Origin of the sequence: Paraburkholderia sp. MM5477-R1, assembly GCF_050436385.1 — a bacterium.
Classification (GTDB): domain Bacteria; phylum Pseudomonadota; class Gammaproteobacteria; order Burkholderiales; family Burkholderiaceae; genus Paraburkholderia; species Paraburkholderia tuberum.
In genome coordinates this window covers 428,210-446,123 of record NZ_JBNDMC010000003.1, presented here as the reverse complement: position 1 = coordinate 446,123, position 17,914 = coordinate 428,210, and the positions used below count along the sequence as shown (strand labels likewise).

Below are 17,914 nucleotides of genomic sequence, written 5' to 3'. Positions count from 1 at the left end.
CGCGTACTTCCAGCGGCGCGAGCGCAGTGAAAAAAGCGCGCTGAACAAATCGCAGCGAAGCAGGCGTAGCAAAGCAGGCGCGGTAAACCAACGGCAGGTCCGAAAAATCGAGGCGAGCGAACGCCTCATGATTGGAGACACACACCATGAAGCAAGTCATTCGAGCGATCGGCGCCGGCGTGCTGGCGTTGGGGATACTGGGCACGAGCGGCGCGGCGCGCGCCGACGACAAGGTCACGCTGGGCGTCGCGATTCCGACGGCCGATCACGGCTTCACCGGCGGCATCGTCTGGTGGGCGAACAAGGCGAAGGCGGATCTCGAGAAGGCGCATCCCGATCTGAAAGTGATCGTGAAAACGGCCGCCAACGCGCCCGAGCAGGCGAACCAGTTGCAGGATCTCGTGACGGTCAACAAGATCAACGCGCTCGTGATCTTCCCGTACGAATCGGCGACGCTGACACAGCCGGTCGAGCAGGTGAAGAAGAAAGGCGTGTACGTGACGGTGGTCGATCGCGGCCTGACGAACACGAGCGCGCAGGACGCCTACGTGGCCGGCGACAACACCGCGTTCGGCAAGATTCCGGCCGAGTACCTGGCGAAGGCACTCGACGGCAAGGGCAACGTCGTCGCGCTGCGCGGCATTCCGACCACGCTCGACAACGAGCGCTGGACCGCCTTCACCGGCGTGATGAAAAACTATCCGGACATCAAGATTCTCGACGCCAAGTACGCGAACTGGAATCGCGACGACGCGTTCAAGGTGATGCAGGACTACCTGACGCGCTTCAAGCATATCGACGCCGTATGGGCCGCCGACGACGACATGGCGGTCGGCGTGCTGAAGGCGATCGATCAGGCGAAGCGCAACGACATCAAGATCGTGTTCGGCGGCGCGGGCTCGAAGGGCATGGTGAAGAACGTGATGGACGGCGCGCCGATGATCAAGGCCGACGTGTCGTACTCGCCGAAATTCATCTACGACGCGATCAAGCTGACGGCCGAAGCGCGGCTGAAGGGCGACAAGCTGCCGGCCACCACGATCATTCCGTCGGTGCTGATCACGAAGGAAAACGCCCAGCAGTTCTATTTCCCCGACTCGCCGTTCTGAGCGGCGCGCCGAGCATCGTCTAGCACGCGCGGGCTCGGCCCGCGCGCAAAGTTCGAGGAACCGTACGATGAAAACCATCAAAGGGCCGGCGATTTTTCTCGCGCAGTTCGTGGGCGACGACGTGCCGTTCGACAACCTCGCGCATCTCGCGGATTGGGCCGCGGGTCTCGGCTTCAAGGGCATCCAGGTGCCGTGCGATCCGCGCCTGATCGATCTCGACAAGGCGGCCGCGAGCGACGCGTATTGCGACGAACTGCGCGAGAGCGTCGACAACGCGGGCGTCGCGATCACCGAACTATCGACCCATCTGCAAGGGCAACTGGTCGCCGTGCATCCGGCTTACGACACGCTGTTCGACGGCTTCGCCGCGCCGCAGGTGCGCGGCAATCCGGCGGCGCGCACCGAATGGGCGATCGCGCAGATGAAGCTCGCGGCGCAGGCGTCGCGTCGTTTGGGCCTGAGCACGCACGTGTCGTTTTCGGGCGCGCTCGCGTGGCCGTATCTGTACCCGTGGCCGCAGCGGCCGGCCGGTCTCGTCGAAGCCGCGTTCGAAGAGCTCGCGCGCCGCTGGACGCCGATTCTCGATGCGTTCGACGCGGCCGGCGTCGATGTCTGCTACGAACTGCATCCGGGCGAAGACCTGCACGACGGCGTGACGTTCGAGCGCTTTCTCGCGGCGGTCGATCAGCATCCGCGCGCGAACATCCTGTACGACCCGAGCCACTTCGTGCTGCAACAGCTCGACTATCTCGCGTTCATCGATATCTACCACGAACGCATCAAGGCGTTTCATGTGAAGGACGCGGAGTTTCGTCCGACCGGCAAGCAGGGCGTGTACGGCGGCTACAGCGGCTGGGTCGAACGCGCGGGGCGGTTTCGCTCGCTCGGCGATGGGCAGATCGACTTCGGCGCGATCTTCTCGAAGATGGCGCAGTTCGATTTTCCGGGCTGGGCCGTGCTCGAATGGGAATGCGCATTGAAGCATCCGCACGACGGCGCGCGCGAAGGCGCGGCGTTCATTCGCCGGCACATCATCCACGTGGCCGAGCGTGCGTTCGATGACTTCGCGGGAAGCGGTGTCGATACCGCGCAGTTAAAAAGCGTGCTCGGCATCTGACGGGCGGGCGGTGACAGCCGACGCAACACATGGGAGCGCAAACAATGCAGCGAAGAAGGCTCAGGCTGGGGATGGTCGGCGGCGGGCAGGGCGCGTTCATCGGCGCCGTGCATCGGATCGCCGCGCGGCTCGACGATCGTTTCGAACTGGTGGCGGGCGCGTTGTCGTCCGATTCCGAGCGGGCGCGGGCGAGCGCCGTCGAAGCGGGCATCGCGCGCAGCTACGCGGATTGGCGCGAGATGGCGCGCGCCGAGGCCGCGCGCGAGGACGGCATCGACGCGGTCGCGATCGTCACGCCGAATCATCTGCACGCGCCGGTCGCGACAGCGTTTCTCGAAGCCGGCATCCACGTGATCTGCGACAAGCCGCTCGCGGTTTCGCTCGCCGAAGGTGAAGCGCTCGCAAAGCTCGCGCAGTCAAAAAAGCGGCTGTTTGCGTTGACGCATACCTATTCGGGCTACCCGCTCGTGCGGCATGCGCGCGAGCTGGTCGAACGTGGCGAACTGGGCGAGATTCGCGTCGTGCAGGTCGAGTATGCGCAGGACTGGCTCGCCGAGCCGGTCGAAACAGGCGGCGCGAACAGGCAGGCGGGCTGGCGCACCGATCCGGCGTTGGCGGGGCCGGCCGGGTGCCTCGGCGATATCGGCACGCACGCGTATCAACTGGCCGCTTTCGTGACGGGGATGATGCCGCGCGCGCTGTCGGCCGAGTTGCACACGTTCGTACCGGGGCGTCGTGTCGACGATCACGTGCAGGCCATGCTGCGTTATGCGAACGGCGCGCGCGGCATGTTGTGGGCGAGCCAGGTGGCGTGCGGCGCGGAGAACGCGCTGCGCTTGCGCGTGTATGGCACGAAAGCAGGACTCGCGTTCGATCAGGAGGAGCCGAACGCCTTGTGGTTCACGCCGTTGGGCGGCGCTGCCGAACGATTGACGCGCGCTCGGGTGAACAGTCAGGTTGCCGCGCATGCGACCCGTGTGCCGGCCGGGCATCCGGAAGGCTATCTGGAAGCGTTCGCGCAGTTGTACCAGGATGCGGCGTTGCAGATCGATGCGTTGAACGATGGTCGCGCGCCACCAGCCGAGAGCCTGCTATTGACGACGGTCGATGATGGCGTCGACGGTTTGCGGTTTATCGACGCGGTGCTGAAAAGCAGTGCGGCGGATGGGCGGTGGGTGCAGATGGAAGGGGCATGAAGCGTTGCAACAAAACGCCAGGTCGGCGAAGCTGCCGAAGCGTCAACCGCCCTTGCTTTTCTTGATCTGCGCTTCGAACGCGATATCGAGCTTGCTGGCCTTGCGCGGCTTCTGCGGGCCGTACGCGTCGACGAACTTGACGAAGTCGTCGAGCGTCAGCGGGTCGGACACTTTCTTGTCGGCTCCGCTCGATTTGTCGACCAGATAGAACAGGCCGCCGGACAGACTGATCGCGGCGAAGCGCGGGTTGCCGCTGCGCGTTTTCAGGCGCTCGACGGCGTGGATGGCTCGGGTGGTGCGCATGATGGGGACTGCGGCGGCTGATTGACGAGAGCGTTACTTTAACAATTATGCCGACGGTATGCGGTTGGGGACTAAGCACGAAAACACGCGATGAACCACGACCCGCTCAGCGACAGCGGAGAAGGGTGGCTCGCGCTCGCGCTTCGGCGCCGCGCTCCGGCTTACTCGCTCAACTCCCGATGCAACGCCCGATACTCCTGCGCGAGCTTATGCCCCGGATCGAGATGAATGACGGGTGTCGCCAGCTGATGCGACTCACGGATCTTCACCGACGATGACAAGCGCGACCCCAGCACCGGCAAGCCTTCGCCGATCAGTTCGTCGACGAGCTTTTGCGGCAGGCTCGCGCGAGGCTGGAACTGGTTGATGACGATGCCCTCCACCTGCAGCGCGTCGTTGTGATCCTGCTGGATCTCCTTGACGTTTTCGAGCAGCGTGTAGAGCGCGCGACGCGAGAAGTCGTCGCAGTCGAACGGAATCAGACAACGCTCGACGGCGATCAGCGCCGAGCGCGTGTAGAAGTTCAGCGCGGGCGGCGTGTCGATGTAAATCGCGTCGTACATGTCGAGTTCGTTCAGCGCGTCGCGCAGCTTGTAGATCTTGTAGCGCGATTCGAGCTTGCCGTGCAGCGTGTCGAGGTCCGGATGGGCGGGCATCACGTCGAGATTCTCGAAGCGCGTCGGATGGATGAACGAGGTCGCTTCCACGGGTTTGAAGCTGAAGCCGAGCGCGGTTTCGAAGAAGCCCGCGACAGTGGGGTTGACCTCGCTCGCCTGGGCGCCGAGCAGGTACTGGGTCGAATTCGCCTGAGCGTCGAGGTCGATCACCAGCGTACGCAGCCCTTCGCTCGCGCTGATGGCCGCCAGGTTGCAGACGATGGTCGATTTGCCTACGCCACCTTTCTGATTGAATACAACGCGCCGCATGGTCTCCTCTTGAACGGAAGCGGTTACAAAGGGCCCAGCATACCTGAGTCGGGTGACGGCGCTGATTTCGATGGGTTGTTCGTGACCGGGTCAGCGTTGCGCGGTATCCACGTCGACCACCACCTTCACACGTCCAGTCCCACTGGCAACGAGCTGATAGGCCTCGTCCGCGCTGCGCAAATCGAACCGTGTCTGATCGACCACGGGCGCGAGCGCGCCACTTTCCACGAGCCGCGTCGCTTCGCGCATCATCTCGCCGAGGTGCGCGCGATATCGACCGGTCAGCAACGGATACAGCGTGAAGATCCCTGAATAGCTGGCTTCACGAAACGACAGCGGCGCAAGCGCATGCGTGCCCCAGCCAAGCGCACTGACCACGTGCCCAAAATGCCGGACCGCGGCGAACGACGCATCGAGCGAGGCCCCCCCTACCGTATCGACGACCAGATCGAATCCTTCGCCATCGGTCAAACTCGCCACATACTGTTCGACCGTCTGCGCGCGGTAGTCGATCGGTGTCGCGCCGAGCCGCCGCACCAGCTCGGCATTGTGTGCGCTCGCGGTTGCATAGACGTCGGCGCCGAGCGCGCGCGCCAGTTGCACGGCGATGTGGCCGACCCCTCCGGCGCCACCCTGGACCAGCACTTTGGTTCCGCCTTGCAGATGCGCGCGATCGACGATACCCGCATACGACGTGATGAACGCGAGCGGCAACGCGGCGGCCTCGCGCATCGACAGATTGCGCGGCGCATGGGCGAGCAGGGCGGCATCGACCGCAGCGTACTCGGCGAGTGACCCCTGGATGCCGCCGACGCCGCCGGTCATGCCATACACGTTGTCGCCGACAGCGAACCCGCCGACGCCATCGCCGAGCGCCTCCACCGTGCCCGCGAGGTCGATACCGAGGACGAGCGGCAACGGGTGTTGCGCGTGCGCGGCCTCGCCCGCGCGAATCTTGATGTCGAGCGGATTGAGGCCGCTCGCGGCGACGCGCACCAGGACCTGGCCGGCAGCGGGTTCCGGACGGGGCAGCGGCGTGTATTCGAGCGGGCCGTTGTATTGGCTGAGGATCAGAGCGTGCATGGACATGGCGGTCTCCTTGGTTCGACGCGTTATCGCGCGGCCGCATCGACGAGGGCGGCCACACCGCTCACCGGCTTCATCAAGTCGTCCGGCAGACCATGCCGCTCACGAAGATAGGCCGTCGAGTTGAACGATAGCCACGCACGGCCGTCCGCGTCCTCCCAGACGAGCACTTTCAAAGGAAGATCGAGCGCGGCGGTCGGCGCGAGTTGCATCAGCGGTGTACCGGCTTTGGGATTGCCGAAGATCAGGAGCCGGCTGAACGGCATCGCCAGTCCCTCGCGCCCAGCGTCACCGCTGAAATCGATGCACGCGAAAACCGTCAGCCCTCGCTCCAGAATCAAGGTTTGAAGACGCTCGGCGGTCGCGTCGCCCGCACGGGTGCTTGCAACGGTGACGATGCCAGCGCTGGCGTTCTCTGCGATCGAAGCGGTGGCCATCATGGCTCCCGTGCGGATGTTGTGCTCCGGCAGCGTTCGCGTGATCAGGTCTGCCGGACGGGCAACGCGTTGACCGTGACGCAGCATGCGTCGCATGCGTGCAATGCGCCAACGGAGAAGCGGATCCATGCAGTGTAGGCGTTCGCTGGTGCGGTGTGGCCGAACGTGCGGACGCGCTGTGAGGGACGTTCTGCCGAAAGGCGAATGAAAGCGGATGGGGTGCCCGCTGAACGAACGGCGGCTTCCACATTCGCGAAGCCGCCGTCAGGGGCGCCTGATCGGCGCCCCGATGCCAGATTACTGGCTCAGGTAAACAAATTTGCCATTCTTGATGGTGCCCATCACGCTCGCCCGCTGATCGAGGCCGACGTGATCCTTCGGGCTCGTATTGACGACCCCGTTCGGCACCACCAGCTCATGCGAGTGTTCGAGCTCGTCGCGCAATGCGACGCGAAACGCCGGCGTACCCGGCTGCGCGGTCTTCAACGCACGCGCGACGGCGTCCTGCAGGCGCGGGTACACGCCGGCCGCGTCGCCCGCGAACTGCGTGACGCTGCCGGGGCCGTACTTCGCCTCGTACGCGTCGACGAACGCGAGCGCCGCCTTCTTCGACGGATGATCGGCCGGCAGCGTGCGCGCGACGACGACCGGTTGCGTCGGGAACAGCGTGCCTTCCACGTCTTTACCGCCGAGCTTGATGAACTCCGGCGTCGCGATGCCATGCGTCTGATAGATCGGGCCCTTGTAGCCGCGCTCGATCAGCGTGCGCTGCGGCAGTACCGTTGGGGTGCCCGCGCCGGCGATCAGGATCGCGTCGGGCTTCGCGGCCATCAGCTTCAGGATCTGGCCGGTCACGCTCGCGTCGGTGCGGTTGTAGCGCTCGGTCGCGACCAGCTGGATATGGCGCAGCGCAGCGAACTTGCTGAACTCGTTGAGCCAGCTTTCGCCGTAGCCATCCGCGAAACCGATGAAACCGACCGTCTTCACGTCGTGGTTCGACATGTAGCGCGTCATCACGTCGGCCATCGCGCTATCGGTCTGCGCCATCTTGTAGGCCCAGATCTTTTTGCCTTCCTGCGGCTCGACGACGATGGCCGAGCCGATCAGCGTGATCATCGGCGTCTGGCTGTCGGCGACCGGATCGAGCGCGGCCATCGCGGCCGGCGTGATGTTCGGGCCGACGACCACGTCGACGTGGTCCTCGTCGATCAGCTTGCGAATGTTGCGCACGGCGTTGCCGGGGTCGGACGCGTCGTCGAGGAAGATGTAGTCGGCTTTCTGGCCGGCGATCGTCTGCGGCCACATCAGCATCGCGTTCTTGCTCGTGATGCCGATCACGGCGGCCGGTCCGGTGTACGACAGATCGATGCCGACTTTCAGGTCGGCGTGCGCCGCGCCGGCGACGAGCAGCGCTGCGGCCGCGAGGCCGCGCAGGGTGTTGCGTACTTTATTGTTATGCAACTTCATCGGAAGGTCTCCGTAGCGAGAGAGCGGTATGGAAGTGGTTCAAAGCTCATAGGTTTCGTGTTCGCCCGTCAGCGCCTGCTCGATCAGCTTGCGGTTCAGGCTCGGCGACAGCAGCTCGACGAGCGTGTACACGTAGCTGCGCAGATACGCGCCCTGTTTCAGCGCGACGCGCGTCACGTTGCTGCCGAACAGATGGCCGACCGGCATCGCGCGCAAATGGCGGTCGCGCTCGGCGTTGAACGCGATGTCGGCCATGATGCCGACGCCGAGGCCCAGCTCGACGTAGGTCTTGATCACGTCGGCGTCGATCGCCTCGAGCACGATGTCCGGATGCACCCCGCGCAGGCGGAACGCTTCGTTGATCTTGGTGCGGCCGGCGAACGCGTTGTCGTACGTAATCAGCGGGTACTGGGTCAGGTCGTCGAGCGACAGCAGCTTGCGCTCGAGCAGCGGATGGTCGGGCTGCATCACCGCGACGTGGTGCCACTGGAAGCAGGGCAGCGACACCAGATCCTTGTAGTTCGAGATCGCCTCGGTCGCGATCGCGAGGTCGGCCTGGTCGTGCAGCACCATTTCGGCGACCTGGGTCGGGCTGCCTTGCAGAATTGAAAGGTGAACCTTCGGAAAGCGCTTCTTGAACTCCGCGATCGCCGCGGGCAGCGAGTAGCGCGCCTGCGTGTGGGTGGCGGCGATCGTCAGATTGCCCTGGTCCTGCGCAGCGAAGTCCTTGCCGACCCGCCTCAGGCTTTCCACTTCCTGCAGGATTTTTTCGACCGATTGCAATATGATGCGGCCCGGCTCGGTCAGCGAGCGCACGCGCTTGCCGTGGCGGGTAAAGATTTCGACGCCAAGTTCGTCCTCCAGCTCGATGATCGCCTTCGAGACGCCCGGCTGGCTCGTAAACAACGCCTTGGCCGCTTCGGTGAGGTTGAAGTTCTGCCGCACAGCCTCGCGGACGAAGCGGAATTGGTGCAGGTTCATATATAACCTCGCCGCATATAAAAAGAATTTTTTAGTCGTTTGAAATATAAGGCGAGTTTATTACGATCTGTCCATCTTTTTCAATATGGATATCTGTATTTGTTATAAGCAAATGAGCGATGGGTCTAAACGCTCGCTTGCGATAGCTGACAAAGCCGGTATTCAAGCCGCGGCCGATCCGGACGGTCGCGTGTCACGCAAGTTTCGAAAAATTGGGGCCCCCGAATGTACCAATACGATCAGTACGACCAGACCATCGTCGATGAACGGGTCGCGCAGTACGCCGATCAGGTTCGCCGCCGCTTGTCGGGCGAATTGAGCGAAGAGGAATTCCGTCCGCTGCGCCTGCAGAACGGTCTGTATTACCAGCGCCACGCGTACATGCACCGCATCGCGATTCCGTACGGCAACTTGCGCAGCGACCAGATGCGCGTGCTCGCGCAGATCGCGCGCGAACACGACCGCGGCTACGGCCATTTCTCGACGCGTTCGAACATCCAGTACAACTGGATCAAGCTCGAAGAAACGCCGGAAATCCTGCGCAAGCTCGCTGCCGTGCAGATGCACGGCATTCAGACCTCGGGCAACTGCATCCGCAACATCACCGCCGATCAATTCGCCGGCGTCGCGCCCGACGAAGTCGTCGATCCGCGTCCGTGGGCCGAAATCCTGCGTCAATGGTCGACGTTCCACCCCGAATTCGCGTGGCTGCCGCGCAAGTTCAAGATCGCGGTGTCGGGTTCGAAGGAAGACCGCGCGGCCGTGCAGATCCACGACATGGGCGTGTATCTGCGCAAGAACGAACAGGGCGAACTGGTGGCCGACATCCTCGCCGGTGGTGGTCTGGGCCGCACGCCGATCGTCGGCGCGGTGATCCGCCGCGATCTGCCGTGGCAGCACCTGCTGACCTATAGCGAAGCCGTGTTGCGTGTGTACAACCGCTACGGCCGCCGCGACAACATGTACAAGGCGCGTATCAAGATTCTGGTGAAGGCGCTGTCGCCGGAGAAGTTCGCCGCGCAGGTCGAAGAAGAGTGGCAGCACCTGAAGGACGGCCCGTCGACGCTCACGCAGGCCGAAGTCGATCGCGTGACGCAATACTTCGCGCCGCCCGCTTACGACAAGCTGCCGGACACCGATACGTCGTTCGAAAAGCATCTGCTGGAAAACCGCGCGTTCGCGCGCTGGGTCGAGCGTAACGTGCGTCCGCACAAGGTGTCGGGCTACGCCTCGGTCACGCTGTCGCTGAAGCCGACCACGGTTGCGCCGGGCGACGCGACGGACGTGCAGATGGACGCGGTCGCCGACTGGGCCGACGAATACTCGTTCGGCAAGGTCCGCGTGTCGCACGAACAGAACCTGATCCTCGCCGACGTCAAGAAGCGCGACCTGTTCGCGCTGTGGGAAAAGGCCAGGGCGCAGGGTTTCGCGACGCCGAACATCGGCTTGTTGACCGACATCATCTCGTGCCCGGGCGGTGACTTCTGCTCGCTCGCGAATGCGAAGTCGATTCCGATCGCGCTCGCGATCCAGGAACGTTTCAACGATCTCGACTACGTGTACGACCTCGGCGACGTGTCGCTGAACATCTCGGGCTGCATCAACGCGTGCGGTCACCATCACGTCGGCAACATCGGCATTCTGGGCGTCGACAAGGACGGCTCCGAGTGGTACCAGGTGACGCTCGGCGGCGAGCAGGGCACCGGCGCGACCGGCGCTCACCTTGGCCGTGTGATCGGCCCGTCGTTCTCGGCCGAGGAAATGCCCGACGTGATGACGAAGGTGATCGATACGTTCGTGGAAAACCGCCAGGAAGGCGAGCGTTTCATCGATACGTACACCCGCATCGGCATCGCGCCGTTCAAGGAGCGCGTGTACGCCGCGCGTCAACCGGCTCACGCGTAACCGCGAAAGGATACTGAACAGATGGCTTCAATCATCAAGAACCGCGCGATCGTCGACGACGACTGGAGCGTCGTGCGTGCCGCGGAAGACGGCGCTTTGCCGGCAGTGGCCGAACTGCCGGCCGGCAAGGTCATCGTGCCGCTGGCGCTGTGGCAGGCCGAGCGTGAAGCGCTCGTGGCCGCGCGTCAAGCCGCCGACATCGGCGTATGGCTCGCGCCGGATAACGAACCGGCGGACATCGTCGGCGACTTCGACAAGCTCGCGCTGATCGCCGTGGACTTCCCGGTGTTCCGCGACGGCCGTGGCTACAGCATCGGCCGTCTGCTGCGCGAGCGCTATGGCTACAAGGGCGAACTGCGCGCGATCGGCGACGTGCTGCGCGACCAGATCACGTTCATGTTCCGCTGCGGCTTCGACGCGTATGCACTGCGCGCCGACAAGGACATCAACGACGCGTTGAAAGCGTTCGACGACTTTAGCGTGCAGTACCAGGGCGCCGTGGACACGTCGCCGCTGTTCCGCCGCCGTGCCGCGCAGGCTGGCGCCGCCAAGGTCCCGGCATGAGCGCCGCCCAATCGTTGAGCCCGGAGCTCGCAGCGAAGGTCGAGCGTCTCGACGCGCTGCTCGACTCGATCGCCGCGCGTCACGCGAACGTGAAGCTCGCGAGCAGCCTCGCGGCCGAAGACATGCTGCTCACGCATGCGATCCTGTCGCGCGGCGTGAAGATCGGCATCTTTTCGCTGAACACGGGGCGTCTGCATGCGGAAACGCTCGGCATGCTCGACCGCGTGAAAGAGCGCTACGGCTACGACATCGAGCAGTTTCATCCGCAGGCGGCCGCGGTCGAGCAGTATGTGAACGGGCACGGCCTGAACGCATTCTATGAAAGCGTCGAGCTGCGCAAGCGCTGCTGCGAGATCCGCAAGGTCGAGCCGCTCAATCGCGCGCTTGCCGAGGTCAGCGCCTGGGTGACCGGGCAGCGTCGCGAGCAATCGGTCACGCGTGCCGAGCTGCACGAGGAAGAGCACGACGACGCGCGCAACATCGCCAAGTTCAATCCACTCGCGGACTGGACCGAAGCCGAAGTCTGGGATTATCTTAGTGCGTTCGACGTGCCGGTCAATCCGCTGCATGCGCGCGGTTATCCGAGCATCGGCTGCGAGCCGTGTACGCGTGCGATCCGCCCCGGCGAAGACAGCCGGGCGGGGCGCTGGTGGTGGGAGTCGCGCGATACGAAGGAATGCGGCTTGCATATCACGGCGATTACTCCGATTGCGGTCGAGCGCAACGAAAACGCGTCGGCCTGAGCGCCGCGTACCGAGCTTGCGGCGCACTACGCCGAAACCGATCTGAATATTTTCGCCCGTGCGAGCAGCGCTTGCCGGGCGAACCAACGAAGGACCCGCTATGAGCACCACGCTCGATTCCACTGTCAACGCTCCACTTGCCAACACGGTCAACCGGATGGATCACCTCGATTGGCTCGAAGCCGAGTCGATTCACATCCTGCGCGAACTGGTCGCCGAATGCAGCAAGCCGGCGCTGCTGTTTTCGGGCGGCAAGGATTCCGTCGTGGTGCTCGCGCTCGCACTGAAGGCGTTCGGCCTCGGTGCGAACCGCAAAACGCAGCTACCGTTCCCGCTTGTGCATATCGACACGGGCCACAACTACGACGAAGTGATCGACTTCCGCGATCGTCGCGCGCAACAGATCGGCGCGGAACTGGTGGTCGGCCATGTTGAAGATTCGATCAAGCGCGGCACCGTGCGTCTGCGTCGCGAAACGGATTCGCGCAATGCCGCGCAGGCGGTGACGCTGCTCGAAACCATCGAGCAGTACGGTTACACCGCGATGATCGGCGGCGCGCGCCGCGACGAGGAAAAGGCCCGCGCGAAAGAGCGCATCTTCTCGTTCCGTGACGAATTCGGCCAGTGGGACCCGAAGGCGCAGCGCCCGGAACTGTGGAGCCTGTACAACGCGCGTCTGCACAACGGCGAACACATGCGCGTGTTCCCGATCTCGAACTGGACCGAGCTCGACGTGTGGCAGTACATCGCGCGTGAACAGCTCGAACTGCCGTCGATCTACTACGCGCACCAGCGCGAGATCGTGCGCCGCAACGGCCTGCTCGTGCCGGTCACGCCGCTCACGCCGATGCGCGAGGGTGAGACGAGCGAACAGGCGCTCGTGCGTTTCCGCACGGTCGGCGACATCAGCTGCACGTGCCCGGTCGAAAGCGACGCGGACGTCATCGAGAAGATCATCGCCGAGACGGCCGTCACCGAAATCACGGAACGCGGCGCGACGCGGATGGACGACCAGGTGTCGGAAGCGGCGATGGAGCAGCGCAAGAAGCAGGGTTATTTCTAAGCACACGACGAAGGCAAAGCAACCATGAGCAGTATTCATCAACCAGAAGACCTCGGCGTGCTGCGTTTCATCACCGCGGGCAGCGTCGACGACGGCAAGAGCACGCTGATCGGCCGCCTGCTGTACGACAGCAAGGCGGTATTGAGCGACCAGCTCTCGGCGCTGTCGCGCGCGAAGAACAAGCGCACCGTCGGCGATGAAATCGATCTGTCGCTGTTGACCGACGGCCTCGAAGCCGAGCGCGAGCAGGGCATCACGATCGATGTCGCCTACCGCTACTTTGCCACCGCCAAGCGTAAGTTCATCATCGCCGATACGCCGGGCCATGAGCAGTACACGCGCAACATGGTGACGGGCGCGTCGACCGCGCATGCGGCAATCATTCTCGTCGACGCGACGCGCGTGACGTTCGAAAACGGCGTCGCGCAACTGCTGCCGCAAACCAAGCGTCATAGCGCGATCGTCAAGCTGCTCGGTCTGCAGCACGTGATCGTCGCGATCAACAAGATGGACCTCGTCGACTACAGCGAAGCGCGCTTCAACGAGATCCGCGACGCCTACGTCGAGCTCGCGCGTCACCTCGGTCTGCAGGACGTGCGCTTCGTGCCGGTGTCGGCGCTGAAGGGCGACAACATCGTCACGGCGAGCGAGCGCATGCCGTGGTACGCGGGCGAGCCGCTGCTCGACGTGCTCGAAGCGCTGCCGGTCGAAACCGCGAACGGCGAGGCGCTGCGCTTTCCAGTGCAGTGGGTCGCGCGCCAGGACGGCAGCCAGGCCGACGATTTCCGCGGCTACATGGGCCGGGTCGAATCGGGCGAAGTGAAGCTCGGCGACACGATCGTCGTGCTGCCGGCCAATCGCGAAGCGACCGTGGCCGAGATCATCGCGCCGGTGGTCGGCGGCACCGCGCAGGTGGACCGTGCGTTCGCCGGTCAGACGGTGACGATCCGTCTCGCGGAAGACGTCGACGTGTCGCGCGGCGACACCTTCGTGCTGCGCGAAGCGGCGCCGGAGCCGGAGCCGGCGAAGAAGCTCGAAGCGGACCTCTGCTGGTTCGACGACGCGCCGCTGTCGACGCAGCGCAAGTATCTGCTGAAGCAGACCACCAGCACGGTGTTCGCGAAGATCGGCGCGATCAAGGAAGTGCTCGACGTGCATACGCTGTCGCAGGCGACCGATCGCAAGGAACTGGCGATGAACGACATCGGTCGTGTCGCGCTGACCTTGCAGAAGCCGCTCGTGTGCGACGCGTACGACGCGCATCAGGGCACCGGCGCGTTCGTGCTGATCGACGAGGCGACGAACCACACGGTCGCCGCGGGCATGATCCGCGCGTTTTCCGCCTGAGCACGGCAAGGCTAGCAGGCGACGAATGGGCCACACAGGCGGCGCAACGCGCCGCCGCGTACGCTCCAACGAACAGGTTGATGTCAATGGGTAAGGTTTATCTGATCGGCGCGGGACCCGGTGCCGCGGACCTGATTACGGTGCGCGGCGCGCGGCTGCTCGGCGCCGCCGACGTCGTGCTGCACGACGCGCTGGTCGAGCCGGCGATGCTCGACTACGCGCTCGCGCGCGCGAAGCGCATTGCGGTCGGTAAGCGCTGCGGCCAGCTATCGACGGCCCAACAGTTCATCAACAAGCAGATCGTCGATGCGGCTTTGGAGCACGACGTGGTCGTGCGTTTGAAGGGCGGCGATCCGATGCTGTTCGGCCGCGCCGACGAAGAGATGCGCGCGCTCGAAGCCGCGGGCATCGAGTATGAAGTCGTGCCGGGCATCACCGCCGCGCTGGCGAGCGCGGCCACGCTGAAGCGTTCGCTGACGCTGCGCGGCGTGTCGCGCAGCGTCGCGCTCGCGACGTTCAGCCGCGCGCCAGGTTCCGATGAGATCCGCGAGCAGGTCAACGCCGATTCGCTGGTGTTCTACATGGGCCGCGACAGCGGCGTCGAAATCGCGCAGCAACTGATCGATGCTGGCAAGCCCGCGACGACGCCCGTGGCGATCGTCGAGGCGTGCAGCACGCCGCGCGAACGCATGCTGACGCTGACATTGGAAGATCTTGCGGCCGGCGAAGCGCAGCGCTGGGTCGATGCGTCGCAGCCGAGTCTGTTGATGATCGGCGAGGCGTTCGCGGCGCGGCAGACCGAGGCGAAGCGCGCGTCGAATGGGATGCTGGTCGCGGCCTGAATATCCTCGGCAGGGCCGACCCGAGAGCGGCGAATCTGAGCAACCAGAACCAAAAAATCAGAGCTGCCGCAGGCAATACTGCGCGAGCGCATCCAGCACCGAATCATCCTCGCCGACTGCCACCGCGCAGCGAATCTCGACACCGCGATGCGCGGCGCGGCAATGATCGACGATCGCGGGCAAATCCTTGCGGACATGACCGCCTTGCCCGAAGAACACCGGCACCACGGTGATCGCATCGCAGCCTTGCGTGACGAGTTGCGCGACGGCCGTCGGCAGGTCGGGTTCCATCAGTTCGAGAAAGGCGAGCGTAACCGCAGGAGCTTCGCCCGTCGCCGCGCGCGCGGCGCGCAGCTTGTCGGCGAGCCGCTCGAACGGCTCGCGCCAGCGCGCATCGCGCGCGCCGTGGCCAAACAGAATCAGTCCGTGCATAGCCATCGCATCAGCTCCTGACGATGCCCCTCAACGCACTGGCGTTAGTGCCGGTCGACCCACTTCAACCCGACGAGCCCCAGCACCAGGTAGACGAGCCCAGGTGTCGCCGCGGTCAACGGCGCGGGCCACGTATTGAGCGTGCCGATATGCGAGAACAGCGTGTTGAACAGCTGGAAGCTCATGCCGAGCATGATGCCGCCGAACACCTTCACGCCGACCACGCCCGCGCGCGTATGCAGATACGCGAACGGCAGCGACAGCACCAGCATCACGAACACCGCGAACGGATACAGCACCTTGCGCCACAGCGCGATTTCATAGCGCTGCGTGTCCTGATGGTTCTCGGTCAGATGCTGGATATAGCGGAACAGATTGAACATCGACATCCGGTCCGGCGACACCAGCAGCACCGACAGGATCTGCGGCGTCAGCTCCGAGCGCAGCGAATACTCGGGCAGCGTGACCTGCTTCGCGCGATAGACCGGATTGAGCGCATCTGCCGGCGTACCCGGAGCGGGGGCCACGTCGAGCAGTTGCGTATCGGTCACGCCGGTCAGCAGCCAGTGGCCCGGCGGCTGATAGCGGCCGCTCTTCGCGATGCGAATGTTCGACAGGCGGAACTTCGAATCGAACTCGTAGATGCGCACGTTGCTGATCGTCGCGTCGGGCTTCAGCTCGCCGACGTTGACGAAGCGCGTGACCTGCTCGCCGTCGGCGCGCTCGGTCAGCGTGTCCTTGACCCACACGCCCGACTGGAAGTTGCTCGACACCGACGAGCCGAGCGCCTCGAGCCGCACGCGCTCGGAGAGCTGATCCGTATACGGGCCGACTACTTCGCCGATCAGATAGGTGACGATCACGAGCGGAATGCCGATCTTCAGCAGCGAGCGCAGCGCCTGATTCGTCGCGAGGCCTGATACGCGGAAGATCGTGTATTCGGAGTTCGCCGCCATCTGTGCGAACACGTAGATCGCGCTGATCAGCGCCGCGACCGGAATGATTTCGTAGAAACGCGACGGCGTTTGCAGCGCGACGCGCAGCACCGCGTACTGAAACTTGTAGTTGCCGTGGCCGACCGAGTTCAGTTCGTTGATCAGGTCGAAGAAGAAGAACAGACCTGAAAATGCAAACAGGATGAACACGAACGTGAGATAGATCTGACGCGCGAAATACCTTTCATAAATGCGCATCGCTCAGGCTCCCTGCGAACGGCTGAACATGGCGCGCGTAAATAGCGGCCGGTTGCGCACCCGCATCCAGAAGATGAATGCGACGATCCCGAGCACGATCACGTGCAGGATCACGAGCCCGACGCCGAACGACATCTTGCCCTGCTCGATCCACGCCTGCACGACGTTCAGCAGATTCGAATAAGTGAGGTAGATCAACACGGCCATCACGAGGTTGATCGTGCGGCTGCGCCGCGGGTTCTGGTGCGCGAGCGGAATGGCGAGCAGCATCAGGTTGATCGCGATCAACGGAAGACCCGCGCGCCACGCGAATTCGGCGAGGTTCTCTTTAGTGGGATTGCGCAGCAGCGTGAGCGTCGGCAAGCCGGTGGTGGTCGGCGTATTGACGACCGGCTGGCTCTGGATCTTCACGCCGTAGCGCTCGAACTCCATGATGCGGAAATCGGGGCGGCCCGGTTCGCCGTCGTAGCGGCGGCCGTTTTCCAGCACGACGAAGCGGTCGCCGTTCTTGTGCGTCTCGATGTGGCCGTTCTTCGACACCACGACGTTGACCTTGCCGCCCTCGGTGCTCGTCACGAACACGTTTTCCACATGCCCCTGGTCGGGCGACATCTTCTCGATGAAGAACACGCGATGCGTGGTCGGCGATTCGCGGAACTGCCCCGGCGCGAGCAGCGAGACTTCGTCGCGCTGCTGGAAGCGCGCGCGGATCAGCTTGCTCTGCTGGTTCGACCACGGCCAGCCGACGAACACGAAGAACATGATCAGGATGATGATCGGCGTGGCGAAAATGCCGATCGGCTTGATGAATTGCGTGAGACTGACGCCCGAGGACAGCCACACGACCATCTCGGAGTCTTTGTACCAGCGCGTGAGCACGAACAGGATCGACACGAACAGCGTCGCGACGAGCATGATGGCCAGATAGCCGATCACGGTGAGGCCGATCAGGACCAGCACGTCGCGCGGGTCGACCTCGCCCGAGGCCGCGAAGCCGACGATGCGGATCATCATCGTCGTCAGCACGAGCGTGAGGAGAACCATGAACACGGCGCCAGCCGTGTACGCGAGCTCGCGCTGGAGGGAGCGTTCAAAGATCATTGTTGATGACGAGAGGGGGCGCTCACGGCGACGCGGGGATTCGTTCCCGTCACGCCTCCGGTGCAGCCGCCGCGGGAAAAAATAGCGGATAATTGCGGCTTT

18 protein-coding genes are annotated in these 17,914 nt (G+C 64.2%); 9 read left to right on the top strand and 9 right to left on the bottom strand.

Annotated features, from left to right (window positions below; translation table 11 throughout):
• The first annotated feature begins 146 nt into the window (after nucleotides 1-146).
• The 3 genes from OKW35_RS05295 (at nucleotide 147) to OKW35_RS05285 (ending at nucleotide 3,422) form a co-directional block, all read left to right on the top strand.
• Nucleotides 147-1,109 (top strand): substrate-binding domain-containing protein, encoded by a 963-nt coding sequence (locus tag OKW35_RS05295; protein ID WP_018419664.1) that lies wholly within the window; start codon nucleotides 147-149, stop codon nucleotides 1,107-1,109.
• 67 nt (nucleotides 1,110-1,176) lie between these two features.
• Nucleotides 1,177-2,226, top strand: coding sequence for a sugar phosphate isomerase/epimerase family protein (locus OKW35_RS05290; protein ID WP_429356741.1), 1,050 nt, complete (start codon nucleotides 1,177-1,179; stop codon nucleotides 2,224-2,226).
• A 44-nt stretch (nucleotides 2,227-2,270) separates the two neighbouring features.
• Nucleotides 2,271-3,422, top strand: a complete 1,152-nt coding sequence (locus tag OKW35_RS05285; protein ID WP_429551404.1) for a Gfo/Idh/MocA family protein — start codon at nucleotides 2,271-2,273, stop codon at nucleotides 3,420-3,422.
• Between the two features lie 42 nt (nucleotides 3,423-3,464).
• On the opposite strand, the gene OKW35_RS05280 is transcribed toward OKW35_RS05285, so the two are convergent.
• The 6 genes from OKW35_RS05280 to OKW35_RS05255 form a co-directional block, all read right to left on the bottom strand.
• Nucleotides 3,465-3,725, bottom strand: a complete 261-nt coding sequence (locus OKW35_RS05280; RefSeq protein ID WP_090803389.1) for a hypothetical protein — start codon at nucleotides 3,723-3,725, stop codon at nucleotides 3,465-3,467.
• 161 nt (nucleotides 3,726-3,886) lie between these two features.
• On the bottom strand, nucleotides 3,887-4,651 hold the full coding sequence (locus OKW35_RS05275) for a ParA family protein (protein WP_090803391.1): 765 nt from the start codon (nucleotides 4,649-4,651) through the stop codon (nucleotides 3,887-3,889).
• Nucleotides 4,652-4,741: 90 nt separating this feature from the next.
• On the bottom strand, nucleotides 4,742-5,740 hold the full coding sequence (locus OKW35_RS05270) for a zinc-dependent alcohol dehydrogenase family protein (RefSeq protein ID WP_429356744.1): 999 nt from the start codon (nucleotides 5,738-5,740) through the stop codon (nucleotides 4,742-4,744).
• A 23-nt stretch (nucleotides 5,741-5,763) separates the two neighbouring features.
• Nucleotides 5,764-6,303, bottom strand: coding sequence for a DUF302 domain-containing protein (locus OKW35_RS05265; protein ID WP_429551403.1), 540 nt, complete (start codon nucleotides 6,301-6,303; stop codon nucleotides 5,764-5,766).
• A 168-nt stretch (nucleotides 6,304-6,471) separates the two neighbouring features.
• A complete protein-coding gene (locus tag OKW35_RS05260; protein ID WP_429551402.1) occupies nucleotides 6,472-7,641 on the bottom strand; it encodes an ABC transporter substrate-binding protein in 1,170 nt (389 codons plus the stop codon).
• A 39-nt stretch (nucleotides 7,642-7,680) separates the two neighbouring features.
• The gene (locus OKW35_RS05255; protein WP_429491243.1) at nucleotides 7,681-8,622 is read right to left on the bottom strand and encodes a CysB family HTH-type transcriptional regulator; all 942 of its coding nucleotides are present in this window, start codon (nucleotides 8,620-8,622) and stop codon (nucleotides 7,681-7,683) included.
• A gap of 225 nt (nucleotides 8,623-8,847) precedes the next feature.
• Here OKW35_RS05255 and OKW35_RS05250 point away from each other — a divergent pair, with 225 nt between their 5' ends.
• From OKW35_RS05250 to cobA, 6 genes are all read left to right on the top strand, one after another.
• Nucleotides 8,848-10,527 (top strand): nitrite/sulfite reductase, encoded by a 1,680-nt coding sequence (locus OKW35_RS05250; RefSeq protein WP_429356746.1) that lies wholly within the window; start codon nucleotides 8,848-8,850, stop codon nucleotides 10,525-10,527.
• Between the two features lie 21 nt (nucleotides 10,528-10,548).
• The gene (locus OKW35_RS05245) at nucleotides 10,549-11,091 is read left to right on the top strand and encodes a DUF934 domain-containing protein (protein ID WP_429356747.1); all 543 of its coding nucleotides are present in this window, start codon (nucleotides 10,549-10,551) and stop codon (nucleotides 11,089-11,091) included.
• Nucleotides 11,088-11,834: a phosphoadenylyl-sulfate reductase gene (locus tag OKW35_RS05240; protein WP_184059665.1), complete on the top strand. Its 747-nt coding sequence runs from the start codon at nucleotides 11,088-11,090 to the stop codon at nucleotides 11,832-11,834. Before OKW35_RS05245 ends, OKW35_RS05240 begins: the two co-directional genes overlap by 4 nt.
• 100 nt (nucleotides 11,835-11,934) lie before the next feature.
• On the top strand, nucleotides 11,935-12,897 hold the full coding sequence (gene cysD, locus OKW35_RS05235; RefSeq protein WP_090803401.1) for a sulfate adenylyltransferase subunit CysD: 963 nt from the start codon (nucleotides 11,935-11,937) through the stop codon (nucleotides 12,895-12,897).
• A gap of 24 nt (nucleotides 12,898-12,921) precedes the next feature.
• A complete protein-coding gene (locus OKW35_RS05230; RefSeq protein ID WP_429551401.1) occupies nucleotides 12,922-14,244 on the top strand; it encodes a sulfate adenylyltransferase subunit 1 in 1,323 nt (440 codons plus the stop codon).
• Nucleotides 14,245-14,330: 86 nt separating this feature from the next.
• A complete protein-coding gene (gene cobA, locus OKW35_RS05225; RefSeq protein ID WP_429551831.1) occupies nucleotides 14,331-15,086 on the top strand; it encodes a uroporphyrinogen-III C-methyltransferase in 756 nt (251 codons plus the stop codon).
• 57 nt (nucleotides 15,087-15,143) lie between these two features.
• Here the strand turns inward: cobA and OKW35_RS05220 are convergent, their stop codons facing one another.
• Genes OKW35_RS05220 through lptF form a run of 3 tightly spaced genes read right to left on the bottom strand, consistent with a single transcriptional unit; the run spans nucleotide 15,144 to nucleotide 17,812 of the window.
• The gene (locus OKW35_RS05220) at nucleotides 15,144-15,524 is read right to left on the bottom strand and encodes a sirohydrochlorin chelatase (protein WP_429551400.1); all 381 of its coding nucleotides are present in this window, start codon (nucleotides 15,522-15,524) and stop codon (nucleotides 15,144-15,146) included.
• A gap of 38 nt (nucleotides 15,525-15,562) precedes the next feature.
• Nucleotides 15,563-16,711 carry an LPS export ABC transporter permease LptG gene (lptG, locus tag OKW35_RS05215; RefSeq protein ID WP_187611791.1) on the bottom strand — a complete coding sequence of 383 codons (1,149 nt, stop codon included), beginning with the start codon at nucleotides 16,709-16,711 and terminating at the stop codon, nucleotides 15,563-15,565.
• A gap of 3 nt (nucleotides 16,712-16,714) precedes the next feature.
• On the bottom strand, nucleotides 16,715-17,812 hold the full coding sequence (lptF, locus tag OKW35_RS05210) for an LPS export ABC transporter permease LptF (protein WP_184059661.1): 1,098 nt from the start codon (nucleotides 17,810-17,812) through the stop codon (nucleotides 16,715-16,717).
• Between the last annotated feature and the right edge of the window lie 102 nt (nucleotides 17,813-17,914).

Bases quoted from the DNA above. Each gene is read 5' to 3' on its own strand.
- OKW35_RS05255 (WP_429491243.1), bottom strand. From the start codon at position 8,622: ATGAACCTGCACCAATTCCGCTTCGTCCGCGAGGCTGTGCGGCAGAAC.
- OKW35_RS05250 (WP_429356746.1), top strand. From the start codon at position 8,848: ATGTACCAATACGATCAGTACGACCAGACCATCGTCGATGAACGGGTC.
- lptG (WP_187611791.1), bottom strand. From the start codon at position 16,711: ATGCGCATTTATGAAAGGTATTTCGCGCGTCAGATCTATCTCACGTTC.
- OKW35_RS05280 (WP_090803389.1), bottom strand. From the start codon at position 3,725: ATGCGCACCACCCGAGCCATCCACGCCGTCGAGCGCCTGAAAACGCGC.
- OKW35_RS05285 (WP_429551404.1), top strand. From the start codon at position 2,271: ATGCAGCGAAGAAGGCTCAGGCTGGGGATGGTCGGCGGCGGGCAGGGC.
- cobA (WP_429551831.1), top strand. From the start codon at position 14,331: ATGGGTAAGGTTTATCTGATCGGCGCGGGACCCGGTGCCGCGGACCTG.
- cysD (WP_090803401.1), top strand. From the start codon at position 11,935: ATGAGCACCACGCTCGATTCCACTGTCAACGCTCCACTTGCCAACACG.
- OKW35_RS05295 (WP_018419664.1), top strand. From the start codon at position 147: ATGAAGCAAGTCATTCGAGCGATCGGCGCCGGCGTGCTGGCGTTGGGG.
- OKW35_RS05290 (WP_429356741.1), top strand. From the start codon at position 1,177: ATGAAAACCATCAAAGGGCCGGCGATTTTTCTCGCGCAGTTCGTGGGC.
- OKW35_RS05275 (WP_090803391.1), bottom strand. From the start codon at position 4,651: ATGCGGCGCGTTGTATTCAATCAGAAAGGTGGCGTAGGCAAATCGACC.
- OKW35_RS05270 (WP_429356744.1), bottom strand. From the start codon at position 5,740: ATGTCCATGCACGCTCTGATCCTCAGCCAATACAACGGCCCGCTCGAA.
- OKW35_RS05245 (WP_429356747.1), top strand. From the start codon at position 10,549: ATGGCTTCAATCATCAAGAACCGCGCGATCGTCGACGACGACTGGAGC.
- OKW35_RS05220 (WP_429551400.1), bottom strand. From the start codon at position 15,524: ATGGCTATGCACGGACTGATTCTGTTTGGCCACGGCGCGCGCGATGCG.
- OKW35_RS05260 (WP_429551402.1), bottom strand. From the start codon at position 7,641: ATGAAGTTGCATAACAATAAAGTACGCAACACCCTGCGCGGCCTCGCG.
- OKW35_RS05265 (WP_429551403.1), bottom strand. From the start codon at position 6,303: ATGGATCCGCTTCTCCGTTGGCGCATTGCACGCATGCGACGCATGCTG.
- OKW35_RS05230 (WP_429551401.1), top strand. From the start codon at position 12,922: ATGAGCAGTATTCATCAACCAGAAGACCTCGGCGTGCTGCGTTTCATC.
- lptF (WP_184059661.1), bottom strand. From the start codon at position 17,812: ATGATCTTTGAACGCTCCCTCCAGCGCGAGCTCGCGTACACGGCTGGC.
- OKW35_RS05240 (WP_184059665.1), top strand. From the start codon at position 11,088: ATGAGCGCCGCCCAATCGTTGAGCCCGGAGCTCGCAGCGAAGGTCGAG.